Below are 24360 nucleotides of genomic sequence, written 5' to 3' on the forward strand. Positions count from 1 at the left end.
TTCTGCACGGATCGATCAGTGCGCGGCGGCCAACGGTCGGTCCGTCCGGGGGCCCTTACCGATGTACCTGTCCTGGCGCCCGTCGGTGGCCCAGCCGCCGCCGGCGTAGCCCTCGGTGTCGAAGCAGACGTCGATGAACTGCTTCCCGAACGGGGTCAGGTGGATGCTCCGGAAGACGGTGACCGCCTTGCGCACACTCTCGATCGCCTCGACCGCGATCGGCTGCACCTCCAGCAGCGCGTACCTGCGGTAGTCGTCCACCGGCTCGTCGGACAACTCGACCAGGCCCAGCCGGTGGAGGTTGGCGAAGTAGTTGCCGTCCCGGTCGGCCCAGTGGCACCCCGCCATCTGAGCGACCATCGACAGATCGCCGACCAACAGCACCGATCCCACCTGGAACAGCGTCTTGGTCCGCACGTCGATCATCGGCTGCGTGCCCGCCACGCCCAGGAAGCGGAGGATCCGTGCCTCGTCGGGAAGTAGTTCCTCGATGATGCGACCGAACGACGGATGCACGTCGCGCGGCTGGTACTTCGGGTCGTACGAGATGCGGATCAGCCGTGTCCCACGCCTGCGCAGAGAGTCGGACGAGTTCACCGACCGGGTCGGATCCAGCCCGAGCACCCCGGCGACACCGCGAAGCGGGGCGTTCACGAGGTCTGTGGCCTGACGGAGGCTCTCCCCCAGGGTGTCCACCACCGGTACCGGCGCGAGATTCGACACCGTGTCGAGCGCGTCGGCGATCGGGTTGCTCGGCAGGCCCAAGCCGGCAGCGAGCTGGTCGACGACGGGGACCGACAGCGGCCTCGCCGACTTCGATCCCGCTTTCGACTTCTTGGTCTTCGCATCCGCATCGCCGGCAGTGGAAGACTTGCCGGCATCGTCGTGCGCCGTGCGCGAGACCTGCCCGAGCGCGTCGGTCAGGCCGCGCACCGGACTACCCGTGCCCCCCAACAGCCCAGCCGCCTGATCGAGCACGCCGCCACCGAGCGACGGCGGCGCATCCGAGTCGCTCCGGCCGCCGAACGCTATCTGACCGAGAGACCCGAAGAGCCCCAACGGGTCTGCTACGGAGTCGCTTCGGCGACGCGCGGGCGCCGGACCCGGCTTTGCGGCGGGGGCTTCGCTGCCCGGCTCCGGGTCACCCTTCGACCCCGCCGTGTCGTGCTTCTTCTTCCCCTTATGCCCCATGGGTTCCCGCATCGCTCGCCCAGTGATACACGCCACATGCTAGTCGGAGACGACGTTGCGGTGTGCCGAAAGCGGTGTTCAGACGTCGAGCCCGCCCCACTACCCACCCGTGCCGTCGGCGGGGAAGTGCGCTTCGACGGCGCGCATGGTCCGCACGTTCTCACGGTCGAACCGGCTGACGATCACACGGCGAGCGGGTAGCAGGAGCACAGGCATGGTGATCGTCAGCAGCAGCCAACGACTCACGTCGGTCTGCTGATCCTCGGCGGCCTCGAAGGCGTAGTGGATGTTCACCTCCACCGTCGCGCGGGCCGCCGAGACGGTGATCGCGTGATGGAAATCCAGCGACCCGGGCCGCTGAAATCCCGTGACCGACCCCCACCAGTCCTTGCCCGGTTCTCCCGTGCGGCCGTCGTGGTACCGGCTACCCAGTCGCACCGGGTAGGGCTCGACGCCGGTGGTGCTCGCGTACTCACCGGAAGCAGGGAGCCAGGTCGGATAACGAGGCAGATCCGCGATCATCTCAGCGTCGCCCGGATTCCGGGCGATGTCGCACCGCCCGCACCTGGGACAGTGGGGTCACCGACGAGCCTCGACGGCGTGCGGTACCACCGGCTCGTCGAACCCAGCCAATCGTCGGGGGGCGAGCGCCGTGAACGACAATCCGGTCCCGTCTGCAGCCGCAGCAAGAGCGGGGTCGGCCAGGATCTGACCTGGCTGTGCCTGATGAACCAGGCGGGCGGCGAGGTTGACCACCGGGCCGTACAAGTCGCCGTCGAGCGCGACGACCCGGCCGTGTGCGAGCCCGACCCGCAGTTCGGGAAGATGTGCGCTGCGCAGTTCGGCGATCAGGTTGAGCGCCGTGTGGCAGGCCTCGTCGGGGGTGAGCGCCACGAACATCACCTCGTCGCCGATGGTCTTGACCAATCGGGCCTGCCCGGCGAGCGACGCCTGCGCGACGCGTTCGAACTCTCCCAGTGCGACGGCCAATTCGCGTGGCGTGCGGGTGCGCACCCACGCGGTGGATCCGACGAGATCACCGAAACCCACTGTCACGGTTATCGTCTCGTGCGAGGAGTCGGCGCCGTGCGCGATGGACGCCCGGCGCACAGCATCGAGCGCCTGACGAGCGAACAGCGCGGCGAACAACTCGGGAACCAGCCCCAGTGAGCCGAGTGCCCGATCGGCGGCCTCGGTGACCTCGGCGCCCGTGCCGCCCCGTTGCCGGAGCGGGTCTTCGACGCTGATTCCGAACATCGCCACTGCGGCATCGGCTATCCGGCCGACGGCCGAGCGCACGACCCGGCCGAACCTGAGCATCGTCTCCTCGCCGAAGAATCCGCTGACCTCCGCGAACACCTCCACCGCCCGAAGGTCTGCTGTCGACAAGGTCTCCTCACCCGCCGCGGGAACCGCGAGCCCGAGGGCTCGCAACACCTCGACGACGCCGGCGGGTGCCAGCCCCGCGCGCGCCGCGACGGCATCGAGGTCGTATCGGCGCCCGTCCCCGAGAAGACGGTGCTCGGCCAGCGCGACTTGGGGGTCACCCCCGGCGATGACGGCGCGTAGCTTGTCGATCGGCATACCGGCGTCGAGGAGAAACCGATACAACGCCACCTGGTCCTCGTCGACTCCGGAGCCGGCCCACACACCGAGCGAGCGCAGGCGGTCTGCGCGATCGTCCCGATCATCGACACCACCGGCCATTCTGCGATCATCCCGCGCGCCGGCCGCCGCGACAACGAGCGACGACCTACCGACTCCGATCGCGCGACGGTCTGGGCAGAACACCGCACCCTAGTCGCACGCCAGTAGTCCCTCGAGCACCAAGCTGAAGGACCGCCCGAGGGATCGGACGAATCCGTGCGGCAGGAACACGAGCGACGGGTCCGCCTTGTAGGCGTCCTGCACAGCCTGCGGCGGATGTGCATAGGCCCACAGCGCTCCGGTGAGCACGATCAGGGTGCGCACCGCCTCACCGGCGTCGTCTTCGCTGAGCTCGGGCAGAACTTGACGAAGTACCCCCATGAGGCCTGCCAGGCTCTGGTAGCCGCCTCGCTTGTACTTTGCGACCGCCTCCGCAGAGACGTTGTGCTCAAGCACACTCGCCTGTGCACTGATCAGCTCGCATAGCATCGGCTGCGCCGCAAGCCCCTCCGCCAGGATCGAACCGACCTGCGTAGCTCTGGCCCGAGCCGATTCGCGATCGTCGACGGCTACGGGCAACTGCTCGGAGATCTGCGCGTAGAAGTCGGCGGCGAGCTGGACGAGCAGCTCGAGCAGCACCGCTTCGCGGGACTCGAAATACCGCAACACGTTGGACTTCGCCAGGCCGACACGGCGACTGAGCGCGTTCAGACTCAGCTCCGAAACCGATATCTCGGTCAGCATCGTGGCCGCCGTCTCCACGATCGCCCGACGCCGAATCTCCCGCTGGTCCTCACTCCGGGCGCGCTGGAAGTCTCCCATGCGCACATTTTACAGACTGGTGGTCTATTGACAACAGACCACCGGTCTCCTAAATTAGAGACCAGTGGTGCGTTATCGCACCTGTCTCGAGCCCGGACTAGAGAGCAGGCAGGACATGGACACGAAGGTCGCACTCGTCACCGGCGGATCCTCCGGCATCGGGGAGGCCACGGCACTGCGGCTGCACAGCGCCGGCTTCATCGTGTACGCCGCTGCTCGGCGTACGGAGCGGATGACGGCGCTCGCAGCGGCGGGCGTGCACACGATCGCCCTCGACGTCACCGACGACGCCTCGGTGACCGACGCCGTCGACGCGATCCTCGCTGCGCACGGCCGGATCGACGTCCTGGTCAACAATGCGGGTTACGGCTCGTACGGCGCGCTCGAAGAGGTGCCCCTCACCGAGGCCCAGGCCCAGCTGGACGTCAACCTGCTCGGGCTGGCGCGACTCACGCAGTTGACGATTCCGATCATGCGCGCACGGCGCAGCGGGGTGATCATCAACATCAGCTCGGTCGGCGGCCGGTTCGCGACGCCGCTGGGTGCGTGGTACCACGCAAGCAAGCACGCCGTCGAGGGGCTCAGTGACGCGATACGGCTCGAATTGAAGCCCTTCGGCATCGATGTCGTGATCATCGAGCCCGGCTCCATCCAGACCGAGTGGGGCGCGATCGCCGCCGACAAGGTCCGCACCACCTCAGGTCATGGGCCGTACGCCGGGCAAGCCAACGCGGTCGCGAAGACCCTCGATGCCAGCTCGAGGCCCGGCTACCGGATGGCCTCGCAGCCCGAGGTCGTCGCCCAAGCCGTCGTCAAGGCGGCGACCGCACGCCGTCCCCGCACTCGCTACGCGGTCGGCATCGGCGCAAAACCACTGATCCGGCTCAGCCGAGTACTGCCCGATCGGCTCTTCGACGCACTGATCAAACGCGGCTTCGGCGTACCCGCCTGACATCTCATCCGTAGCGAACAGAACTGTAATAAGGAGAATCAACAATGACCGACGACGCGACCAGCATCGACCGCCCGAAGGCGCTCATCGTCATCTCATCGGCCGACCAGTTGCCGCTGTCCAAGCCCGCGGACGAGAGCATCGACATCGGCTGGTTCCTGGTCGAACTGGCCGCCGTGATGGCCCGCTTCGAGGAGACCCACGATTTCGTCCTCGCCACCCCGGACGGCAAGGTCCCGACGCTGGACATCAACGGAATGGCCCTGGCCATGCACGGCGGCGCCCACCTCGGCACCGACACGGCACGTCTGGCCATGCAGGCCGACGTCCTGGGTTTCGACTTCGAGAAGCTTCGTACCCACAACCCTCAGCTGGTCGCCCGGCGCGAGTCCGAACTCGCGCTGCTCCGCCGTCGCCTGGGCCGGATGCCGGTCTCGCAGAACCTACCCAAGACCGACAAGGAAGCCGCATCGATCCGCGACGAGATCATCGCGAGCCTGGCGGACCTGCCGGAGAAGAAATGGCAGTCGATCGGAGACCTGGTCGCCCGGCACCGCGACCCGGACGACGACTTCTCACTGGCCGACTTCGACTTCATGTACGCACCCGGCGGCCATGCACCGATGGTCGACTTCCACGACAACCCGATCGTCGGAGAACTGCTGAACGGCCTGAACGAGAACGGCGTCCTGATCGGACTGATCTGCCACGCCCCGATCGCGATGACCTCAGCCAGATACCGACTGGACGCCGCCGGCGATGTCGTAGTCGACGAAGACCACGCGTTCAAGGGCGCCCACGTCACCACGGTTCCCAAGTACGGCGAGCTGGGAATGCTCGAGGTCGGCTACCCGAAGATCCCCGGCGAGAAGACCCGGCTCACCTACTACGTCGACGTGGCCCTCGAGAAGGCCGGGTACGACGTTGCACTCACCCTGAATCCGTCTGCGGTCAAGGTCGTCTGGGACGCCGAGCACAATCTCCTCACCGGAAACGGGCCACAGTCCGTCGATGCGCAGGCCGACCGCCTCATCGACATCCTGCGCCGGCGCAGCACCCGGTAGTCGACAGGCGTCGGTACGGGTGGCCGTCTGCGTGCGCCCCGCCGAGCGCAGAGCGCTGTTCGCCTGCGGTGCTGGTCACCGAACAGGGGCCGGTGTATCGCGACTTCGGTCGGAATCTGCGCCGCGAACCCTACGATCCGGTACCCGTGATGATGCGCAGCACTCGAGCGCTCCGATCGCTCATCTCCGTCGCGGCACGATCGGGGTGCCTCAGCCACCAGTTGACGACCGCGGTCACGGAACTCATCCAGACCTCAGTGAGCACAGACAGGTCGTCGGCGTCGTGGACCAGGTCCAGATCGGTCAACCGGGACACTCCGCGCGAGGCCTGTCCGGCGATCGTGCGGCGTACACGATCCGCGGCGGCGGCCGCCGGGCCGCCCGCCGGTAGCCCTCGTTCGTTGATCACGTTCCACGCCTGCGGCCGCGACTCGAGGACCATGAAGATCGCCGCAAGTGTCGCCTCAGCCATCCGGACGGGTGGTTGCGGCGTCGTGATCACCCGTTCGATGGCCTCGATCATCGGGTCACCGACGCCGTTCACACACGCGACGAACAGCGACTCCTTGGAGCCGAAGTAGGTGAGCACCAGGGCCTTGCTGACCCCCGCCCGATCGGCGATGGCGGCGAGCGACGCAGCGGCGTACCCGACCGCTCCGAACTCCCTCACGGCCGCGTCCAGCAACTGCTCCTCGCGGACCGCGCGCGGCAGCTTGCTCGTGCCCGGCGTTCGGCGCGGGACCACCGAAGGGTTTGTCATGAGGTCGGCTCGGTCGCCATGGGGAGTACCTCGCTCGGCTGCTCGTCCGCCGGCTTCCAGCCCGGGGGGCCGACGATGTAGCCCAGCCGCGTCCGCAGGCCACGGGCGCGCCGCACGTCGCGCAGGATCTTGCCGTACTCGTGATACTGGAGGTACAGCACGTTGTAGGAGTTCACCGGCGAGGTCAGACCATAGGTCGGTGTGTGCAGTTCGGGCTGGAAGCTACCGAACATGCGGTCCCAGAGGATGAGGATCCCGCCGTAGTTGCGGTCCAGGTAGATCTGGTCGGAACCGTGGTGGACGCGGTGGTGACTGGGGGTGTTGAAGACGAACTCGATCGGTGCCCACAGCTTTCCGACCCGCTCGGTATGACTGAAGAACTGGTAGACGAGGTTCGCCCCGAAGACGACGTAGATCGCCTGCGGTTCGAAGCCGAGGAGGGGCAGCGGTAGCCAGAACGCCGCCTCCGACCACGGGTTCCACTTCTGCCGCAGCGCGGTACCGAAGTTGAAGTACTCGCTCGAGTGATGGGCCTGATGAGCCGCCCAGCCGATCCGCACCCGATGCGAGAAGCGATGATTGCAGTACCACGCCAGGTCGACGATCACCGCCAGCAGCACCCAGCTCCACCAGGTGTCCGCGGGGATGTGCCACGGCGCGACCTCGACCCACAGGTACACGAACAGCACCAGGGTGATCAGTTTGAACAGCGTCATCACGCTGAGCGCACCCACACCCATCGCGAGACTGGTGCGGGTGTCGATCCCGGAATAGCCCTGGTCGGCCGCGCGTGCCTCGTGACGTGCGTCGTACGCGTAGAACGCCGCCTCCAGGGCGATGCACACCGCGAACACGGGAAGGGCGTACAGGATCGGGTTCTGCATCGGGTGCCAGACGTCGGCGATCATGTGCGTCCTCTCAAGAGTGCTGTCCGATCGGTTAATTTACCGATCGGTCAGACTCCAGTCAAGCAGCCGGGTCGTGCGGACCGCGAGGCCGAATGCGAGATCCAGGATGATCTCCGAGATCCGTCGAGCCGGAACGGGTCCGTCGACGACCGCCGGTGCGACGCGCTCCAGGGAGCTCTCCAGGCTGAGGACGGCCTCGCGGTTGCGCGCCCCCTCCCGGTCGACGACGGTGGGGTCGTCGCGGTTCGCGAGCGCGAACTCCAACTCCAGGCGTGGCCGGCCCGACGCGAGGGCCTCGTCGACCCAGGTACGCAACGTATCGATGCGCTCGGCGGTACCCCCGAGGGCGAACGTCTTCCCGGGCGAGGTGGAGAACGCGCTCGCGACGCATCCCGGCGTCGACGACGTGGCCGTGGTGGGCGTCGACGACGCCGAGTTCGGGCAAGTGCTGCGGGCATTCATCGTCCCGGCCGAGCACGCGGCCGTCGACCATGACGCGCTCGCCGCGCACCTGCGCTGGATCGTCGAGCGGTACAAGATTCCCAAGCGGTTCGTCGCACTGACCCGAATCCCCCGCAACCCCAGCGGAAAGGTGCTGCGGCAGAAGCTGATCGAACACTCCGCCGGCGAGGACATCTCCGAATGAACCTGCTCCGTTCACGCGGCGACTCGCGAGGCGAGATAGCGATCGGGACCGGCATACCGTGCGGGATCGGCGACGAGACCGCCCACCGGCGGCGCTGCGGGGGAAGGCACATCGTGCAGGTGTTCCCCAAGACATGGCGGTAACCCTCGGTTTCGCCTGTCGATAGGCCCCAAGCGTGCCTCGTGGATGAACCTCGTGGCCGACCCACTGCTCCGCCAGGAACCGATCACGTCGTCCAGAGCGGAATCGAGGTCGTCCTCGGTCGCGGCACGTGCAGCCGCGCCAGCCAGAAGGTGTGCGTCACATCGACCGCATCCAGGTGCCGTAGCGAGGCGTTCGCAGCCCTGTCCAAGAGACACAGAAAAACCCCAGACCACGAGCCTTACCTGAGTCCGTGATCTGGGGCTTCGGAGTTTATCGAACTCCTCGTGGTGGGCGAAGGGGGACTTGAACCCCCACGTCCCGAAGGACACTGGCACCTGAAGCCAGCGCGTCTGCCATTCCGCCACTCGCCCGAGCGACTGGAAAACCCTAGCACGCACGCATCGGCGAAGTGAAATCGCCCCGCTACCTGCACCTTCAGCGCCAGAGGGCGCACCGGCACCGTCGGGCCCGACGGTGCCGTGGCCCGCACCCGGAACCCGGCCGCCGCCACAACGCCGAAGAACATTCGCGACGGCTGAGAAAATTGTGCGCTTGTGGGATCTCCGACCACGCACGTGACAGGATCGCCGCTATCATCGTTGCACGGATCGCGCACCGCGACACGCCGATGGAGAAGGGAGGAGTTCGTCTTGGGGATCCTGCAACGGTTCGAGCGAAAGCTCGAGGGCGCTGTCGGTGACGGATTCGCTCGCGTCTTCGGAGGCAAGGTCGTCCCGCAGGAGGTAGAGGCCGCGCTGCAACGCGAGGCTGAGAACCAACTCCAGGAGCTCGGTGACGGCGCGTTCCTCGTCCCCAACAAGTACGTCATCGCGGTGTCTCCGACGGATCGAGACACCTTCGAAGCCGACCGCGAGTTCGCCATCCGATCGTTCTCCAAACACTTGGAGGACTACATTCGGGACAACGCCTGGCAGACTTACGGTGACGTGGTTGTACATTTCGAGCAGTCGCCGCACCTGCACACGGGGCAGTTCAGGGCACGCGGCACCGTAGACCCCGACGCAGTATCGCCCTCCGGACACACACCGGTAGAGCAGCACAGACCGCCGTATGTGGCAGAACCAGGAGCCGATCCGATGACTCAGAACTCCGGACACGACCAGTCGCGCCAGCCGGCCGGCCAGGACTATCAGCAGGGCTACGACCAGCGCTACGAGCAGCCGGGCTACCAGCAGCCCGGCTACGGTCAGCAGGGCTATGACCAGCCGGGCTACCAGCAGCCCGGCTACGGTCAGCAGGGCTACGGCCAACAGGGTTACGACCAGCAGGGCGGCTACCAGCAGGGATACGACCAGGGCTACGGCCAACAGGGCTATGACCAGCAGGGCGGCTACCAGCAGGGATACGACCAGGGCTACGGCCAACAGGGTTACGACCAGCAGGGCGGCTACCAGCAGGGATACGACCAGGGCTACGGCCAGCCCGGCTACCAGCAGTACACCCCGCAGTCAGTGACGCTGTACCTCGAGGACGGCTCGAACCGCACCTTCCAGCTCCGCGAGGGCGCCAACGTGATCGGCCGCGGCCAGGATGCGCAGTTCCGCCTACCGGACACCGGCGTCTCCCGTCGGCACGTCGAGGTCCGCTGGGACGGCTACGCCGCGGTGCTCAACGACCTGGGCTCCACCAACGGGACGTCCGTCAACGATGTACCGGTCACCAACTGGGAACTCGCCGACGGTGACCGCATCCGCGTCGGCCACTCCGATATCGTGGTGCGCTTCCAGTAGATTCTCCGAGAGGACTGCCGCGTCCGGCGAGGATCTCACTGCCCGGGCGCGGCTCCGGGATGCGTACGCCACGACAGGAGGGAGACAAGCGTGCAGGGGCTCGTACTCCAGCTGACCCGTGCGGGTTTCCTGTTGCTGTTGTGGCTCGCCGTGTGGCTCGTGGTCAACACGCTGCGTGCCGACGCTCGCCTGGCCAGCGGGCTGCGGCCCCGGCAGCGGGCGCCGCGTGCCGAACGCCGGGTCTTCTCCCGCCGCGGCGACCGGGTGGCCAAGTATCTCGTGGTGACCCACGGGCCGCTCGCCAACACGCGGATCACCCTCGGTAACCAGCCCGTCCTCATCGGCCGCGCCGACGACTCCACGCTCGTCCTCACCGACGACTACGCGTCGACCCGGCACGCACGGCTGTCGCGCGACGGTGACGAGTGGTACGTCGAGGACCTCGGCTCCACCAACGGCACCTACCTCGACCGCAACAAGGTCACCGCTCCCACTCGGGTCCCCCTCGGCACCTCGGTGCGGGTGGGCAAGACCGTGATCGAGTTGCGCCCGTGAGCCTGGTCCTGAGATACGCCGCCCGCAGCGATCGCGGCCTCGTGCGCAGTAACAACGAGGACTCTGTGTACGCCGGCGCCCGGCTGCTGGCGCTCGCCGACGGCATGGGTGGGCACGCCGCAGGCGAGGTCGCCTCGCAGCTCATCATCACGGCCCTCGCGCCCCTCGACGACGACGAGCCCGGCGGCGACCTGCTGGGCGAGCTCGAGGAGGCGATGCGCTCGGGCAACGAGGCGATCGCGGACCAGGTCGACGAGGATCCCGATCTGGACGGCATGGGCACCACGCTCACCGCGATCCTGTTCGCCGGCTCCAAGCTGGGTCTGATCCACGTGGGCGACTCCCGCGGCTACCTGCTGCGCGACGGCCAGATCACCCGCATAACCCGCGACGACACCTTCGTCCAGACTCTGGTCGACGAGGGCCGCATCACCGCCGAACAGGCGCACGTCCATCCCCAGCGCTCCCTCATCATGAAGGCCCTCACCGGCCACGAGGTCGAGCCCACCCTGACGCTGCGCGAGGTCCGCGCCGGCGACGTGTACCTGCTCTGCTCGGACGGCTTGTCGGACGTGGTCAGCGACGAGACCATCGGCGAGGCCCTGGCCAACGAGGACGTGGCCAAGGCTGCCGACCGGCTGATCGAGCTCGCCCTCAAGGCGGGCGGCCCGGACAACGTCACCGTCGTGGTCGCGCGGGTCGACGACACCAGCTTCGGGCAGTCGCGGCCCATCGTCGGCGGCGCCGTCGACGACGACGACACCGACTACGTCCCGCCCGCCAACACCGCCGCCGGCCGTGCCGCCGCGCTCCGCCCGCCGCGCCAGGCACCTCGCCGCGTGATCGCGCAGGAGCCCCCCGAGCCGGAGCGCCGGCGGCCCCGCGTCAAGTGGATAGCCCTCGCGGTACTGCTCGTGCTGATCATAGGCGGCGCCGTGGGCATCATGGTCACACGCTCGGTGATCCGCTCCAACTATTACCTCGGCACCACATCGGACGGCACCATCGTGATCTCCCGGGGCGTGCGCGCCAGCCTGTTCGGCCACGGGCTGAACACCGTCGAGGAGGTCGTGTGTGTCGCCGACACCCAACGGCGCGACCTGACCTTCAAGAACAGGCCCAGCGGTTGCTCGCCGATGCGTGTCACGGATCTCACGCCCAGTGGCCGCAACAGCCTGCAGTCGCTGCCCGATGCCAGCTCCCTCGACGACGCCCGCCAGCAGGCCGACAACCTGGCCCGCAACCTCATCCCGGTCTGCGCGGTGAACACCGTGATCCGGCCCGCGCCGCATCCGGGACCGCCCGCGCAGCCCGGTTCGACGGTGGCCGCCGGTTCCGCCGCCGCGACCCCCACCGGCACACCGGCCGAATCGGCCGCCGCGACACCGTCGGACACCGCGGGCGAGCCGAGCGAGACCCTCACCCCCGACACGAGCAGCTCGTCCGCCGCGCCGATCACGACGGTGACCACGCAGACCTCCACCCCCGAGGTCCCGTGCCGGGACGGTGCGTCGTGACCGCGCCCGCGCTCACGACACCCGGCAGCGGCTTCACCCTCACGACGACGCGCCGCGCCCGCATGTGGGAGCTGGCCCTGCTGGGCCTCGCCACGCTGATCACCGCCGCCTCGCTGGCGATCGTCGAGTGGGCGCAGGAGCAGACCCTCACGCTGGACCTGCTCAAGTACATCGGCGCGTTCGTCGTGCTGTACCTCGTGGCGCACGTGGCCGTGCGCCGCCTCGCGCCGCACTCCGACCCCGTGATCCTGCCGATCGTCGCGCTGCTCAACGGGCTGGGCCTGGTGATCATCCACCGCCTCGACCTGGGCAGCGCCCACGGCGAGAACGGGGTCGTGACGCACCCCGAGGAGGCCAACCAGCAGGTCCTGTGGACGCTGCTGGGCGTGGTGGTGCTGGTGGCCGTGCTGGCGCTGCTACGTGACCACCGGACGCTGTCGAGCTACGCGTACACGATCGGGCTGGCCGGCCTGGTGTTCCTGGCGCTGCCCGCGCTGCTGCCTGCGAGCCTGTCCGAGGTGAACGGCTCGAAGAACTGGATCAAGACCGGCTTCTTCAACATCCAGCCGAACGAGGTCTCGAAGGTCCTGCTGATCATCTTCACCGCGGCGTTCCTGGTGCAGAAGCGCGACCTGTTCACCACCGCCGGCCGGCGCGTCTTCGGTATCGACCTGCCGCGCGCCCGCGACCTCGCCCCGCTGCTGCTGGTGTGGGCCGTCGCCATCGCGGTGCTGGGCCTGGAGAACGACCTCGGCACCCCGATGCTGATCTTCTTCACCGTCCTGATCATGGTGTACATCGCAACCGAGCGGGTCGGCTGGGTCGTGGTGGGCCTGCTGCTCGCGATCGTCGGCGCGATCGCCGCGTACTACATGTTCGCCCATCTGCGCGTGCGCGTGCAGGTGTGGAACGACCCGTTCAAGGACTTCTACGGCGTGGGCAACCAGCCCGCGCAGGCGCTGTTCTCGTTCGCCACCGGCGGCCTCGCCGGGACCGGGCTCGGCTCCGGCCGCCCCACGATGGTGCCGTTCGCCAGCACCGACTTCGTGGTGGCCGCGATCGGCGAGGAGCTGGGCCTGATCGGGCTCACCGCGCTGCTGCTGCTGTACCTGGTCCTCGTGTTCCGCGGCTTCCGCGCCGCCCTGATGGTGCGCGACAGCTTCGGCAAGCTGCTGGCCGCCGGGCTGGCGTCGACGATGGCGATCCAGCTGTTCGTGGTGGTGGGCGGCGTCACCGATCTCATCCCTCTCACCGGTCTGACCACTCCCTTCATCAGTTACGGCGGCTCCTCTCTGCTCACCAACTACGCGCTCGTCGCGATCCTGCTGCGAATCTCGAACGCCGCCCGCGAGCCCAAGGTCACCCGCAAGCCCGGCCAGCCGATCCCCGACCGGCAGACCGAGATCGTGCGGCGCGCATGAATACACCGCTGCGCCGCGTGACGCTGGTGGTGGTGCTGATGGTGGTGGCGCTGCTCGCCAACGCCACCTACATCCAGGTGTTCCGCGCCGACTCCCTGCGCGCCGACCCCCGCAACGAGCGGGTACTCCTCGACGAGTACTCGCGCCAGCGCGGCTCGATCCTGGCCGGGCCCGCCGTGATGGCCAGCTCGATCAAGACGGCCGACCGATACAAGTACCTGCGCGTGTACCCCGAGGATCTTGCGCGGGCGTACTCGCCGATCACCGGCTACTACTCGATGGTGTACGCGTCGAGCGGCCTCGAGCACGCCGAGGAGCCGCTGCTCAACGGCAGCGACAACCGGCTGTTCGGCCGCCGCATCATCGACCTGGTGCAGGGCCGCGACCCCCGCGGCGGCAACGTGATCACCACCATCAACCCGACGCTCCAGAGGGTGGCCTACCAGGGCCTCACCACGGCATGCGGCGCGTCGCCGTGCCACGGCGCCGCCGTCGCGATCGAGCCGCAGACCGGGAAGATCCTGGCGATGGTCTCGACGCCCGGCTACGACCCCAATCCGCTGGCCTCCCACGACCCGCAGGTCGCCGCCGACGCGTGGAAGCGACTGCAGGCGGACAGCACCGACCCGATGCTCAACCGGGCCATCTCGGCCACCTACCCGCCCGGATCGACGTTCAAGGTGATCACCACGGCCGCAGCCCTGACCCAGGGTTCCGCCGACCTCGACACCCGGCTGACGTCCTCGTCGGTGATCACGCTGCCCGGCACCACGACGACCCTGTCCAACTACGCCGGCGAGACCTGCCCCGATGCGACAGGCGGCACCGTCAGCCTCCTGCAGGCCTTCCAGTACTCGTGCAACACCGCATTCGTGATGCTCGCGACGCAGAAGCTGCGGAACGGCATCGACGCGCTCAAGCAGATGGCGGCGAACTTCGGCATCGACCAGCCCGTCGCGCCGATCCCGCTGGCGGTGGCGCAGTCGACCGTGGGCACGATCCCCGACACGGCCGCCCTCGGTCAGTCGGCGATCGGGCAGCGCGACGTGGCGCTGACGCCGCTCGAGAACGCGGAGATCGCGGCGACCCTGGCGAACGGCGGCATCCGCATGCAGCCGTACCTGGTGGACAGCCTGCAGGCACCCGACTTGACCACGCTCGCCACGACCCAGCCACACCAGCTCGGACAGGCGATCACGCCGCAGGTCGCGCTCACGATGCGGCAGCTGATGATCGCGTCGGAGCAGCACACGACGGGCGCGAGCAGCGACACGGTGGCGATCGCATCGAAGACGGGCACTGCGGAGCACTCGACGGGGCGCAGCGACGAGGCGCCGCACGCGTGGTACATCGCGTACGGTCCCGTGAACGACCCGAAGGTGGCGGTTGCCGTCATCATCGAGAACGGTGGAAATGAAGGCGAGGCGGCGACCGGAGGGTCGATCGCCGCGCCGATCGGACGTGCGGTGATAGACGCCGCGGTGAACGGGCAGGGGAACTGATGAGTCTGCAGACGGGCTCCACGATCGCCGACCGGTACGAGCTGCTGCGGCTGATCGCCACCGGCGGCATGGGCCAGGTATGGGAGGCGATGGACACTCGGCTGGATCGCCGCGTGGCCATCAAGGTGCTCAAGGCGGAGTTCTCCGACGACCGGGAGTTCCTCGCCCGGTTCCGGAACGAGGCACGCACCACCGCGGCCCTCAACCACCCCGGCATCGCCGGCGTCTACGACTACGGCGAGACCCCCGACAAGTCCGGCGGCGCGCCGCTCGCCTACCTCGTCATGGAGCTGGTGAACGGCGAGCCGCTCAACGCGGTGCTGTCCCGGCTCGGCAAGCTCAGCCAGGCCCAGGCCCTGGACCTGCTGGAGCAGACCGGCCGCGCGCTGCAGGTAGCGCACAGCGCCGGCCTGGTGCACCGCGACGTCAAGCCCGGCAACATCCTGATCACCCCGACCGGCCAGGTCAAGATCACCGACTTCGGCATCGCCAAGGCGGTCGACGCGGCACCCGTGACCAAGACCGGCATGGTGATGGGGACGGCGCAGTACATCTCGCCCGAACAGGCCTCGGGCGAGGACGCCACCGCCGCATCGGACGTGTACTCGCTGGGCGTCGTGGGATACGAGTGCCTCGCGGGCAAGCGCCCGTTCTCCGGCGACGGGGCCATCACCGTCGCGATGAAGCACATCCGTGACCAGCCTGAGCCGCTGTCGTCCGACCTGCCCGCCAACGTCCGCGAGCTGATCACCCTGACGCTGGTCAAGGACCCGCGACAGCGGTACGCCAACGGCGGCGAGTTCGCCGACGCCGTGGCCGCGGTGAAGGCCGGGCAGCGCCCGCCGATGCCCCGCGGCTGGGCCGGCGGCACGGCCCCCGTCGACAACCGCCCGACCGGCTACACCACGGCTGCGACCACGGCGCTGCCGCCCAACCGCCCCGCGCCCCGCAGCGTGTCCCGGCCCTCCACCGGCGCCTCCCGCCCCGTGTACCCGGAGGACACCGGGTGGTCGCGCGCGCAGAAGACGGTGCTGGCGGTGTCGGTGCTGATCCTGCTGCTGGCCGCCGCCATCATCGGCGGCTACTTCGTCCTGAGCTCCAATTCCAGTGACCAGTCGCCGGCCGCGTCGACGTCCGCCGTGACGCCGACACCGCCACCGTCGGGCCAGGCCACCGTGGTGCCCACGCCGGAGCAGACCACGGAGGCGCCCCAGCCGATCGAGACGACGGAGGCCCCGCCCGTCCGCACGACGACGGTGACGTCGCCCCCGCCCCCGCCGCCGACGCGTACGCGCACCACCACGCAGGCCCCGCCGACCACTACGGAGGCGCCGGAGCCGACGGACACGGAGCCGCCGATCACCGGCGATGCGCCCACGACGACCGAGCCGGCACGCGGCATCCTCGGCATCCCGCTGCCCGGTCTGTTCGGCGGAGGGAGTCGAGGTCAGTGACACCGCCACGCCGCATATCCGACCGTTACGAGCTGGGCGACACGCTCGGCTTCGGCGGCATGTCCGAGGTGCACCTCGCTCGTGACACGCGGCTGTCGCGGGACGTCGCGATCAAGATCCTGCGCGCCGATCTCGCCCGCGACCCCAGCTTCTACCTGCGGTTCCGCCGCGAGGCGCAGAATGCGGCGTCCTTGAACCACCCGACCATCGTGCAGGTCTACGACACCGGCGAGGCGGAGACGCCCACCGGGCCGCTCCCGTACATCGTCATGGAGTACGTGGACGGCGAGACTCTGCGGGACGTGTTGCGCCGCGACGGCACCATCGCGCCGCGGACCGCCATGACGTGGATGGCGGACGTGTGCGCGGCCCTCGACTTCTCGCACAAGAACGGCATCGTCCACCGGGACATGAAGCCCGCCAACGTGATGCTCAGCAAGGCCGGCGAGATCAAGGTGATGGACTTCGGCATCGCGCGTGCGATGAGCGATCCGTCTGCGTCCATGACCCAGACCGCGGCCGTGATCGGCACGGCCCAGTACCTGTCGCCCGAGCAGGCCCGCGGCGAGTCGGTCGACGCGCGATCCGACGTGTACGCGGCGGGTTGCGTGCTGTTCGAGCTGCTCACCGGCGAGCCCCCGTTCACCGGTGACTCCCCCGTGGCCGTCGCCTACCAGCACGTGCGGGAGGACCCGCGGACACCGTCGGCGGTGCTGTCGTCGGTGCCCCCCGAGCTGGACTCGATCGTGCTCAAGGCGATCAGCAAGAACCCCGCCAACCGCTACCAGAGCGCGGGCGAGATGCGGCAGGACCTGATCCGGGTGCTCGCGGGCCGCAAGCCCGAGGCGCCGACGATCATGACCGACGCCGACCGCCAGTCGCTCCTGGGCGACGGCCGCTCCCGCGGCGGGCGCGCGACGCCTGCGCGCATCGCCGCCGGGTCGGGCGGAGCGGGCGCCGGCGCCGGCGCGACAGCCGCCGAGCAGGACGACGGTGACGGTGGCGACGGCGGTAGTACCGAGCCCGCACCGCGGACCCGCGTAGAACGCCGACGCGCCGAGACCCGCGAACGCCGGGTCAACCGCTGGGTCCTAGGCGTGGCCGCCGCGGTGATCGCGGTGCTCCTGGTGATCGGCATCGGCGTGTACCTCACCCGCCCCGACAACGCGGCCGTGCAGGTGGCGGTGCCCACGGAGATCGGTAAGCCGGTGGCCGACGCCCAGGTGGCCCTCACCCGCCTCGGCTTCCAGGTGCAGATCCAGCGGGTCAACGACAACACCGTGCCGGTGGACCAGGTCATCTCCACCACGCCGAGCGCGGGCGCCCAGACCGACAAGGGCCATACGGTGATCCTGCAGGTCTCGGCGGGACCCAAGATCAGCCCGGTGGTGGACGTGACGGGTAAGACGCAGCAGGTCGCCACCGAGATGCTGACCAAGGCGGGATTCACCGTGTCCAAGACGGTCACCAAGGTCCCGTCGGACAAGGTGCCGGCGGGCAGCGTGATCTCCACCAACCCGACCGCCAACACGAACGTGCCGGTCAACCAGCCCGTCACGCTCACCGTGAGCTCGGGCCCCCAGAAGGTGCGCGTCCCGGACGTCACCAACCAGCAGGTCGCGCAGGCACAGGCCAATCTCATCGGCCTCGGCTTCGCGGTGACCGTCACGCAGGTCGACAGCATGCAGCCGGCCGGCACCGTCGTCGCCCAGACGCCGACCGGCGGGTCCAACGCCGCGAAGGGCTCGACCGTGACGCTGCAGGTCGCACGCGTGAACCGGATCTCCATGCCCAACGTGACCAACCTGGACCTCAATGCCGCCAAGGCCGCGCTGATCAGCGCCGGGTTCACCGGGACGATCAACGTGGACGGGTCGGTGAAGTCCAACCTGCCGTGGACCGATAACAAGGTGTACCGGCAGAGCCCCGCGCCGGGCGACCAGGTCGACTCCAACGGCACCATCCAGCTCTGGTACTGGTCGCCGCGTAGCTGACCCGCGCCGCCGACCCCGCCCGGGCTGCGCGGAGCCGACCCCGCACGCCCGCCCTACCCTCAGGCCAGGGCGGCGGCGACCTCGTGCTCGAGCTGGCCGACCAGCGCCTCGTCGAGCGGTGCGCCGCAGACCGCCAGCCAGTTGGCGAGCATCCGGTGGCCGCCCTGCGTAAGCACCGACTCGGGGTGGAACTGCACCCCGTGGATCGGCAGCTCGCGGTGCGCGAAGGCCATCACCACGCCGGACTCGGTGCGGCCGGTGATCTCGAGTTCGTCCGGGATCGTCGGCTCGAGCACCGTGAGGGAGTGGTAGCGGGTCGCCGTGAAGGGGTCGGGCAGCCCGGCGAGCACGCCGTGGTCGTTGTGGTGCACCAGCGACGTCTTGCCGTGCAGCAGCTCGGGGGCGCGGTCGACGGTGGCGCCGAACACCGCACCGATGGCCTGGTGGCCCAGGCACACGCCTAACAGCGGCTGGCCGGTCTCCCGCGCGGCCGCGACCATCGGCATCGTCTGGCCTGCGCGCTGCGGCGTGCCGGGGCCCGGGCTCAGCAGCACACCGTCGTAGTCCGCCGCAGCCGCCACGGGATCCGCGAGACGCGCGTCGTCGTTGCGCCAGACGTCCGCGTCCACACCCAACTGGCCCAGGTACTGGACCAGGTTGAAGACGAAGCTGTCATAGTTGTCGACGACCAGGATTCGCATTGGATCAGGGTACGTGGCGGTGATCCGGGACCTGGCCCGACGGGTCGCTGCGTTACGCTGGCTGACGACCGGATTACCCGCGCGAAGGAAATCATGCCCAAGTCCAAGGTCCGCAAGAAGACCGACTACACCATCAACGCGTCGTCCACGTCGCGCACGCCCGTCAAGGTGAGCGCCCCGTCGGGCCGATGGTTCGTCGCACTCTTCCTGGGATTCATGCTCGCCGGCCTGGCCTGGCTGCTCGTGTACTACCTCGGTGCCGACGAGAACGGCCTCGGTGCGCCGGGCCGCGCGCTGGCGTTCATGGTGAATCTCGGCGCGTGGAACTTCGTCATCGGTTTCGGCCTCATGGTGGTGGGCCTACTGATGACCATGTGGTGGAAGTAGCGCTCTGACCTGCAGAATCACACGGGTGTAAGAGTTATACCCAATGTGGATAGAGCCTGTGGACAACCACTGGGCGACTCCGGTCGCCACCTGCGTGGCCGCGCTGATCGGCGCCGCAGCCCTCGGCGTCGGGGCCGTATGGTCCGGCGTCTCGGACGGTGGCGCGCTGGGCGTCCTCCTGCTGAGCCTCGCGGCACTCGGCGCCCTCTGGGCCGGTCTCACCGGGCTGGTCCTGCGCCCGCGCCTGCGCGCCGACGGCGACGGCGTCACCTTCCGGGGGCTCGCCGGCACCGTCGACCTGCCGTGGGCGGGCCTGTCCGTACAGGCGCGACGCACGCGGCGGCTGGGCCGCGACTCCGTGTCCCTCGAGCTGGACGACGGTGACCGGCTGCTCCTGCTCGGTCGGTGGGAGCTGGGTGCGCCGCCCGCCGCCGTGGCGGAGGCCCTCGACGCCCTCCGCCCCGGCGGCCCGCGATAGGTCGTCCGCTCCTCGACGCCCCTAGTCGATCGTGATCGAGTTGATCTTCACCTCGGTGACCGGACGATCGCCGCGATCGGTCGCAGCGCCGGCGATCTTGTCGACGACCGCCTTCGAATCGGCGTCCTCGACCTCACCGAAGATCGTGTGCCGGTTGTTGAGATGCGGCGTCTTGCCCACGGTGATGAAGAACTGCGAGCCGTTCGTGCCCGGCCGGCCGATGTTGGCCATCGCCAGCAGGTACGGGCGGTCGAACTTGAGCTCGGGGTGGAACTCGTCCTTGAAGTTGTAGCCCGGGCCGCCGGTACCGGTGCCGGTGGGGTCGCCGCCCTGGATCATGAAGCCGTCGATGACGCGGTGGAACACCGAGCCGTCGTAGAACGGGCCCGAGGCACCGCCGGCGGCGTTGGCAGGCTTGTAATCCTTGGTGCCCTGGGCGAGACCGACGAAGTTGGCGACCGTCTCCGGGGCGTGGTTGCCGAACAGCGCGATCTTGATGTCGCCTTCGGAGGTGTGGAGGGTTGCGTGAGCTGTAGCGTTGGAGTTAGTCACGCGGTCATTGTGCCAAAGACCGTCGACGGCGATCCGCGTTCCCACCCCAGTGCCCCGCCGCACGAAAGGACTCGAGGAAGACGATGACCAGGACCATCACCCCGCCCGACCAGGACGTCCCCGCCGCCGTTGCCGGTTCCGGCACGGATGCCGCCCCCGGTCGACCCACCCACCTGCAGCGCATCGGTGCAGGTGTCCGCCAGTCCGTGGCCGGCCCGACCAACATCGCGCGCGGTGCCATCGGGCTGGGCCTCAGCAGCGCGGGCGGTGGACTCGGTGTGCTGCGCCTACTCATCCTCGCGTTGTTCCGCCGGATCGTCGCGGCGCGCCGCGCCGGAGCCGAGGCAACCGCACTCGCGCCGGATACGTCGGACACCTCCGTCGCCCAGGCCTCCAGCGGGTCGCGTGGCCGCCTCGCGCTGGTCCTCCTCGGCCTGTTCGCGCTCGTCGGTATCGGCGGCGTCGCGTTCAAGCTGCTGCGCACCCCGGCCGCCCCGCCTGTCGCGCCCGCGCCGCCGCGGGTCCGCGCAGTCCCCGAGACGAACGGGGGCGCGACGACCGACAGCGCGCCGGTCACCGTCGACGGCGACGTCACTGAGGCCGTCGACGTGACGGAGGCGGAGGACGAGCGCAAGGTGGGCGAGTAGCGCCGAGCGCTCGGAGCCCGGTCACCTCAGCGGCGGAACTCCGTCCGATGCAGCTGGATGGCGACCAGCACGCACGCGAGTGCGATCACCACGAAGAGGCCGTCGAGGCCGGTGGCGCCGTGGAAGTAGAAGGTCCCCGCACCGACGAACGCCAGGAATGCACAGACCCAGGCGACGGCGCAGCGGCGGTTCACCCTGCTCAGGGTAGTCGCTTTCGACATCCGCAGGATCGACACCAGCACGACTACAGCCGTGGGAGGTACTCCCAGGGCACGTCTCGCCAGGGTCTCCCTGACGCACGTCGACGGTGATTACATCTCCGACGTGGACCCATTCGAGCCGACCCCGTGAGCGACACGACGCTCAGCGCCGCGCCTGCCCGTCGCGATTCGCCCACGCCCGCCCTGATCGCCGGTGTGCTGGGCTTCTTCGTCATCACCCTCGACGCCGTGGTCGTCAACATCGCCCTCCCTCGAATCCGCCACGACCTGGGTGGCGGCATGACGGGCCTGCAGTGGGTGATCGACGGGTACACGCTGATGTTCGCGGCACTGCTGCTCTCGTCCGGCTCCCTCAGCGACCGCGTCGGCGCCCGCCGCGCCCTGGCCGGCGGCGTCACCGTCTTCGCCCTGGCCTCACTGGCATGCGGGCTGGCACCCAGTCTCGACGTCCTCGTCACGGCGCGGTTCGTGCAGGGCGCCGCGGCGGCCGTCACGACGCCGTCGACCGTGGCGCTGATCGGGCAGGCGTACTCCGAACCGCGCCGGCGGGCCTGGGCGCTGGCGATGTGGTCGATGGGTGGGGCGGTCGCCTCGTCGACGGGGCCGGTGCTCGGCGGCCTGCTGACGACGCTCAGCTGGCGGCTGATCTTTCTGTTGAACCTGCCCGTCGCGGCGGTCGCCCTCGTCCTGCTCGCACGCACGGCACCGTCGCCGAAGCGGCCCGCACCATTCGACTGGTGGGGACAGGCGACCGCGATCGGCGCAATGGGCGGCCTCACGTACGGGGCCATCGAGGCAGGAGCGATCGGGCCGGGCGCCTCGCGGGTGACCGTCGCCTTCGCCGTGGCGGTCGTCTGCGCCGCCGCGTTCGTGGTGATCGAGCGCCGCACCCCGCACCCGATGGTCCCGCCGGACATGTTCCGATCCGCCGTGGTGCCGGTGTCGATCGGGATCGGATTCGCGTACATGGTCGGCTACTGGGGGCTGCCGTTCGTCATGAGCCTGTACTTCCAGGAGCAGCGGGGGTTGTCCGCGGTCGCCGCCGGCGGGGCGTTCCTGCCGATGATGCTGTCCGGCGCGATCCTCACGCCGTTCACCGCCCGCCTGCTCGACCTCGTCCCGGCACGGGTGTGCGTCGCCTCGGGGATGGGCTCGATGGCGTTGGGCCTGGTGGGGTTGGCACTGCTGCCGGCGTCCGTCCCGATCTGGGTGCCGATGCTGCTCATGGTCCTGGTGGGCGTCGCCGGACCGCTGGTGATGCCGCCGATGAACGGCGTGCTGCTGGGCGCGGTGCCCAACAGTCGCGCCGGGACTGTGAACGGGGTGTTCAACGCGGGTCGGCAGGTGGGCGGCGCCCTGTCGGTGGCGGTGTTCGGCGCGCTGCTGGCCACGCCCGCGACGCTGCCGGCCGGGGTCCGGGCCAGCGTCCTCATCGCCGCGGTGATCGCGCTCACCGCCGTCGCGAGTACCCGCGCGCTCCCCGGCCGACGGTGACCTCGACCGCTGAATCGAGCCGCGCACAGGTCCACCCGACGGGCTACCGTCGATCGTATGAGCCCCGCTCACCACCGGGCCGGCGCCGCCCGTGCGGCCCTGCGGCGCGCCCCGGCGCTGCTCGCGGTCCTGCTCATCGTCACCGGAGTGTCCGGGTGCGGCCTCGTGCCGTGGCCGCACCGTACCGACGGCGCTGCCGACGGCCCTTCCGTCACGGTGGTCGACCCGCCGGTTCCCACAACCACCGCCCGGCCCCTCGCGCCCTACCCCGTGGATCCGGACAGTCCGGAGGCGACGGCCGACCGTCCTACCACCGGCGCCGGCTTCGTGACCTTCACCGACCAGCTCGGCCTGCTGTCCAGCGCGTGCACGCTGGGATTCTTCGCGAGGTATCCGGACGGAACCGTGGTGGCGTTCACGGCCGGGCACTGCGCCGAGGACGCGCAGGCCGTGGACGGGAACCGCCTCATCGTGGCACGCTACCTCGACGAGTCCGGCGGAAGTGTGCCGTTCGGGGGATACATCAAGATCGCGCACCGCGCGGCGATGTTCGGGCAGGACATCGCGATGATCGAGGTCGCAGGGACCCGCGTGCAGCCCGTGGCCCGCGCCGTGGGCCCCGTCACCGGGTACACGACAGCCGACCGACTCGTCTCCGAGCGACCCGGGATCTGCATAGTCGGGGGCCGGACGGGGCTGCACTGCGGGACGTTCGGCGGCCTGGTCGGGACCCGCGTGACGTGGGGCGGCATCCCCGCCGTCGAGGGCGACTCGGGTGGGCCGGTGTACGCCCGCTGGCCCGACGGCACCTACACGGCCGTCGGCGTCGTGAACGGGGTGGAGACCGACCGGAACGGGCTCGGGACGGGTGTCGGCTTCGCGACCCTGATCGCCGACGACATCGAGGCCAACAACCTCACGCTGCTGGGCACTCGCTGACACCTCGCTCACCCGCGGCGGAACACCCTCGGGTCGATCGTCACGGTGAAGCCGCCGTCACCGGGTAACGGGACCTCCGCCCGGACCGGCGACTCGACGGTCCGCCGGAACCCGCGGGGCAGATACTGCTGGCTCCGGCCGCCACCGACGAACAGGCAGTGGCCGTTCGGATTGATCTCCACCCGTCCGGAGGTTCCGGGGACGGCGAGGTGGATCGCTCCGGCGATCTCGAACGCGGTGTCGGGCGGGAACCGGGACACGATCCCGTTGTGCAGCCACGGCGGCAGATAGGGGAAGACGCGGACATCGGTGGTACCGGCGCGATCGTGGGTGACCACGGGTGTGGGGATCTGCAGCGGGCTGTCCGGCGGCACCAGCGACGGCAGGTATCCGATCCGCGGCCACACGCCGTTGCGGGGCACGGCCGGGTCGATACCGTGCGCGGCGTCGGCGAGCAGGCCGGGCGGTGCGGTACCCACGACCGGGCCCGACGGTGCCGGTGCGGCCGACGCCGGCCCGCCGCCGAGCAGGGCCGCCGCGAACGAACCCGCCGCGACCGCACCTGCGCCGAGTACCAGCCGGCGGATACCACGTCTCATCACCGCACCGTACG

General features: G+C 69.4%; 25 protein-coding genes, 1 tRNA gene and 1 pseudogene. 15 read left to right on the forward strand and 12 right to left on the reverse strand.

Annotated elements, in window-relative coordinates; genetic code table 11:
* Positions 1 to 15: 15 nt before the first annotated feature.
* The 4 genes from ABD908_RS01475 to ABD908_RS01490 all read right to left on the reverse strand — a co-directional run bounded on the left by ABD908_RS01475 (position 16) and on the right by ABD908_RS01490 (position 3660).
* On the reverse strand, positions 16 to 1203 hold the full coding sequence (locus ABD908_RS01475) for an Abi-alpha family protein (protein ID WP_344989871.1): 1188 nt from the start codon (positions 1201 to 1203) through the stop codon (positions 16 to 18).
* 87 nt (positions 1204 to 1290) lie between these two features.
* Complete coding sequence (locus ABD908_RS01480) at positions 1291 to 1713, reverse strand: SRPBCC family protein (protein ID WP_344989873.1); 423 nt, start codon at positions 1711 to 1713, stop codon at positions 1291 to 1293.
* Positions 1714 to 1770: 57 nt separating this feature from the next.
* Positions 1771 to 2898 carry an adenylate/guanylate cyclase domain-containing protein gene (locus ABD908_RS01485; protein ID WP_344989876.1) on the reverse strand — a complete coding sequence of 376 codons (1128 nt, stop codon included), beginning with the start codon at positions 2896 to 2898 and terminating at the stop codon, positions 1771 to 1773.
* A gap of 90 nt (positions 2899 to 2988) precedes the next feature.
* Positions 2989 to 3660, reverse strand: coding sequence for a TetR/AcrR family transcriptional regulator (locus ABD908_RS01490; protein ID WP_344989879.1), 672 nt, complete (start codon positions 3658 to 3660; stop codon positions 2989 to 2991).
* Positions 3661 to 3775: 115 nt separating this feature from the next.
* Here ABD908_RS01490 and ABD908_RS01495 point away from each other — a divergent pair, with 115 nt between their 5' ends.
* Positions 3776 to 4612 (forward strand): oxidoreductase, encoded by an 837-nt coding sequence (locus tag ABD908_RS01495; RefSeq protein WP_344989882.1) that lies wholly within the window; start codon positions 3776 to 3778, stop codon positions 4610 to 4612.
* A 44-nt stretch (positions 4613 to 4656) separates the two neighbouring features.
* Positions 4657 to 5676: a type 1 glutamine amidotransferase family protein gene (locus ABD908_RS01500; RefSeq protein WP_344989885.1), complete on the forward strand. Its 1020-nt coding sequence runs from the start codon at positions 4657 to 4659 to the stop codon at positions 5674 to 5676.
* Between the two features lie 130 nt (positions 5677 to 5806).
* Here the strand turns inward: ABD908_RS01500 and ABD908_RS01505 are convergent, their stop codons facing one another.
* From ABD908_RS01505 to ABD908_RS01515, 3 genes are read right to left on the reverse strand one after another with little or no spacing between them, the layout of a single operon-like run.
* Positions 5807 to 6436, reverse strand: coding sequence for a TetR/AcrR family transcriptional regulator (locus tag ABD908_RS01505; protein WP_344989887.1), 630 nt, complete (start codon positions 6434 to 6436; stop codon positions 5807 to 5809).
* A complete protein-coding gene (locus ABD908_RS01510) occupies positions 6433 to 7344 on the reverse strand; it encodes a sterol desaturase family protein (RefSeq protein ID WP_344989890.1) in 912 nt (303 codons plus the stop codon). Before ABD908_RS01510 ends, ABD908_RS01505 begins: the two co-directional genes overlap by 4 nt.
* Before the next feature lie 36 nt (positions 7345 to 7380).
* Positions 7381 to 7659, reverse strand: a complete 279-nt coding sequence (locus ABD908_RS01515) for a hypothetical protein (protein WP_344989892.1) — start codon at positions 7657 to 7659, stop codon at positions 7381 to 7383.
* A 34-nt stretch (positions 7660 to 7693) separates the two neighbouring features.
* On the opposite strand from ABD908_RS01515, the pseudogene ABD908_RS01520 reads away from it, so the two are divergent.
* A pseudogene (locus ABD908_RS01520) lies at positions 7694 to 7990 on the forward strand (AMP-binding enzyme); the annotation flags it as partial.
* 429 nt (positions 7991 to 8419) lie between these two features.
* On the opposite strand, the gene ABD908_RS01525 reads toward ABD908_RS01520, so the two are convergent.
* Positions 8420 to 8505, reverse strand: a tRNA-Leu gene (locus tag ABD908_RS01525).
* 279 nt (positions 8506 to 8784) lie between these two features.
* Between ABD908_RS01525 and ABD908_RS01530 the strand changes: the two genes are divergently transcribed.
* From ABD908_RS01530 to pknB, 7 genes are all read left to right on the forward strand, one after another.
* Positions 8785 to 9885, forward strand: a complete 1101-nt coding sequence (locus ABD908_RS01530; protein ID WP_344989894.1) for an FHA domain-containing protein — start codon at positions 8785 to 8787, stop codon at positions 9883 to 9885.
* Between the two features lie 90 nt (positions 9886 to 9975).
* Positions 9976 to 10440 (forward strand): FHA domain-containing protein FhaB/FipA, encoded by a 465-nt coding sequence (locus tag ABD908_RS01535; protein WP_344989898.1) that lies wholly within the window; start codon positions 9976 to 9978, stop codon positions 10438 to 10440.
* Positions 10437 to 11957, forward strand: coding sequence for a PP2C family protein-serine/threonine phosphatase (locus tag ABD908_RS01540; protein WP_344989901.1), 1521 nt, complete (start codon positions 10437 to 10439; stop codon positions 11955 to 11957). Before ABD908_RS01535 ends, ABD908_RS01540 begins: the two co-directional genes overlap by 4 nt.
* A 62-nt stretch (positions 11958 to 12019) precedes the next feature.
* Positions 12020 to 13378 carry an FtsW/RodA/SpoVE family cell cycle protein gene (locus ABD908_RS01545; RefSeq protein ID WP_344990114.1) on the forward strand — a complete coding sequence of 453 codons (1359 nt, stop codon included), beginning with the start codon at positions 12020 to 12022 and terminating at the stop codon, positions 13376 to 13378.
* Entirely contained in the window at positions 13375 to 14880 is a 1506-nt protein-coding gene (locus tag ABD908_RS01550; protein ID WP_344989903.1) for a peptidoglycan D,D-transpeptidase FtsI family protein, read from the forward strand. The genes ABD908_RS01545 and ABD908_RS01550 overlap by 4 nt, the downstream gene beginning before the upstream one ends.
* A complete protein-coding gene (locus ABD908_RS01555; RefSeq protein WP_344989906.1) occupies positions 14880 to 16334 on the forward strand; it encodes a serine/threonine-protein kinase in 1455 nt (484 codons plus the stop codon). The genes ABD908_RS01550 and ABD908_RS01555 overlap by 1 nt, the downstream gene beginning before the upstream one ends.
* Positions 16331 to 18328 carry a Stk1 family PASTA domain-containing Ser/Thr kinase gene (gene pknB / locus ABD908_RS01560; RefSeq protein ID WP_344989909.1) on the forward strand — a complete coding sequence of 666 codons (1998 nt, stop codon included), beginning with the start codon at positions 16331 to 16333 and terminating at the stop codon, positions 18326 to 18328. The genes ABD908_RS01555 and pknB overlap by 4 nt, the downstream gene beginning before the upstream one ends.
* A 59-nt stretch (positions 18329 to 18387) precedes the next feature.
* Here pknB and ABD908_RS01565 read toward each other — a convergent pair whose 3' ends face one another.
* Positions 18388 to 19029, reverse strand: a complete 642-nt coding sequence (locus ABD908_RS01565; RefSeq protein ID WP_344989911.1) for an aminodeoxychorismate/anthranilate synthase component II — start codon at positions 19027 to 19029, stop codon at positions 18388 to 18390.
* 93 nt (positions 19030 to 19122) lie between these two features.
* Here ABD908_RS01565 and crgA point away from each other — a divergent pair, with 93 nt between their 5' ends.
* Both crgA and ABD908_RS01575 read left to right on the forward strand, forming a co-directional pair.
* Complete coding sequence (gene crgA, locus ABD908_RS01570; RefSeq protein ID WP_344989914.1) at positions 19123 to 19416, forward strand: cell division protein CrgA; 294 nt, start codon at positions 19123 to 19125, stop codon at positions 19414 to 19416.
* A gap of 58 nt (positions 19417 to 19474) precedes the next feature.
* The gene (locus tag ABD908_RS01575; protein ID WP_344989916.1) at positions 19475 to 19894 is read left to right on the forward strand and encodes a PH domain-containing protein; all 420 of its coding nucleotides are present in this window, start codon (positions 19475 to 19477) and stop codon (positions 19892 to 19894) included.
* 21 nt (positions 19895 to 19915) lie between these two features.
* On the opposite strand, the gene ABD908_RS01580 is transcribed toward ABD908_RS01575, so the two are convergent.
* Positions 19916 to 20446 carry a peptidylprolyl isomerase gene (locus ABD908_RS01580; protein WP_344989919.1) on the reverse strand — a complete coding sequence of 177 codons (531 nt, stop codon included), beginning with the start codon at positions 20444 to 20446 and terminating at the stop codon, positions 19916 to 19918.
* 83 nt (positions 20447 to 20529) lie between these two features.
* Here ABD908_RS01580 and ABD908_RS01585 point away from each other — a divergent pair, with 83 nt between their 5' ends.
* Positions 20530 to 21093, forward strand: a complete 564-nt coding sequence (locus tag ABD908_RS01585; RefSeq protein ID WP_344989921.1) for a cell wall synthesis protein CwsA — start codon at positions 20530 to 20532, stop codon at positions 21091 to 21093.
* A gap of 26 nt (positions 21094 to 21119) precedes the next feature.
* Here the strand turns inward: ABD908_RS01585 and ABD908_RS01590 are convergent, their stop codons facing one another.
* Positions 21120 to 21287 carry a hypothetical protein gene (locus ABD908_RS01590; RefSeq protein ID WP_344989924.1) on the reverse strand — a complete coding sequence of 56 codons (168 nt, stop codon included), beginning with the start codon at positions 21285 to 21287 and terminating at the stop codon, positions 21120 to 21122.
* A gap of 153 nt (positions 21288 to 21440) precedes the next feature.
* Between ABD908_RS01590 and ABD908_RS01595 the strand changes: the two genes are divergently transcribed.
* Positions 21441 to 22808: an MFS transporter gene (locus tag ABD908_RS01595; RefSeq protein WP_344989926.1), complete on the forward strand. Its 1368-nt coding sequence runs from the start codon at positions 21441 to 21443 to the stop codon at positions 22806 to 22808.
* 57 nt (positions 22809 to 22865) lie between these two features.
* The gene (locus ABD908_RS01600) at positions 22866 to 23747 is read left to right on the forward strand and encodes a chymotrypsin family serine protease (protein ID WP_344989929.1); all 882 of its coding nucleotides are present in this window, start codon (positions 22866 to 22868) and stop codon (positions 23745 to 23747) included.
* Positions 23748 to 23755: 8 nt separating this feature from the next.
* Here ABD908_RS01600 and ABD908_RS01605 read toward each other — a convergent pair whose 3' ends face one another.
* On the reverse strand, positions 23756 to 24346 hold the full coding sequence (locus ABD908_RS01605; protein ID WP_344989931.1) for a hypothetical protein: 591 nt from the start codon (positions 24344 to 24346) through the stop codon (positions 23756 to 23758).
* Positions 24347 to 24360: the final 14 nt, after the last annotated feature.

The sequence above is a fragment of the Tsukamurella soli genome, from assembly GCF_039541155.1.
Lineage (GTDB): Bacteria > Actinomycetota > Actinomycetes > Mycobacteriales > Mycobacteriaceae > Tsukamurella > Tsukamurella soli.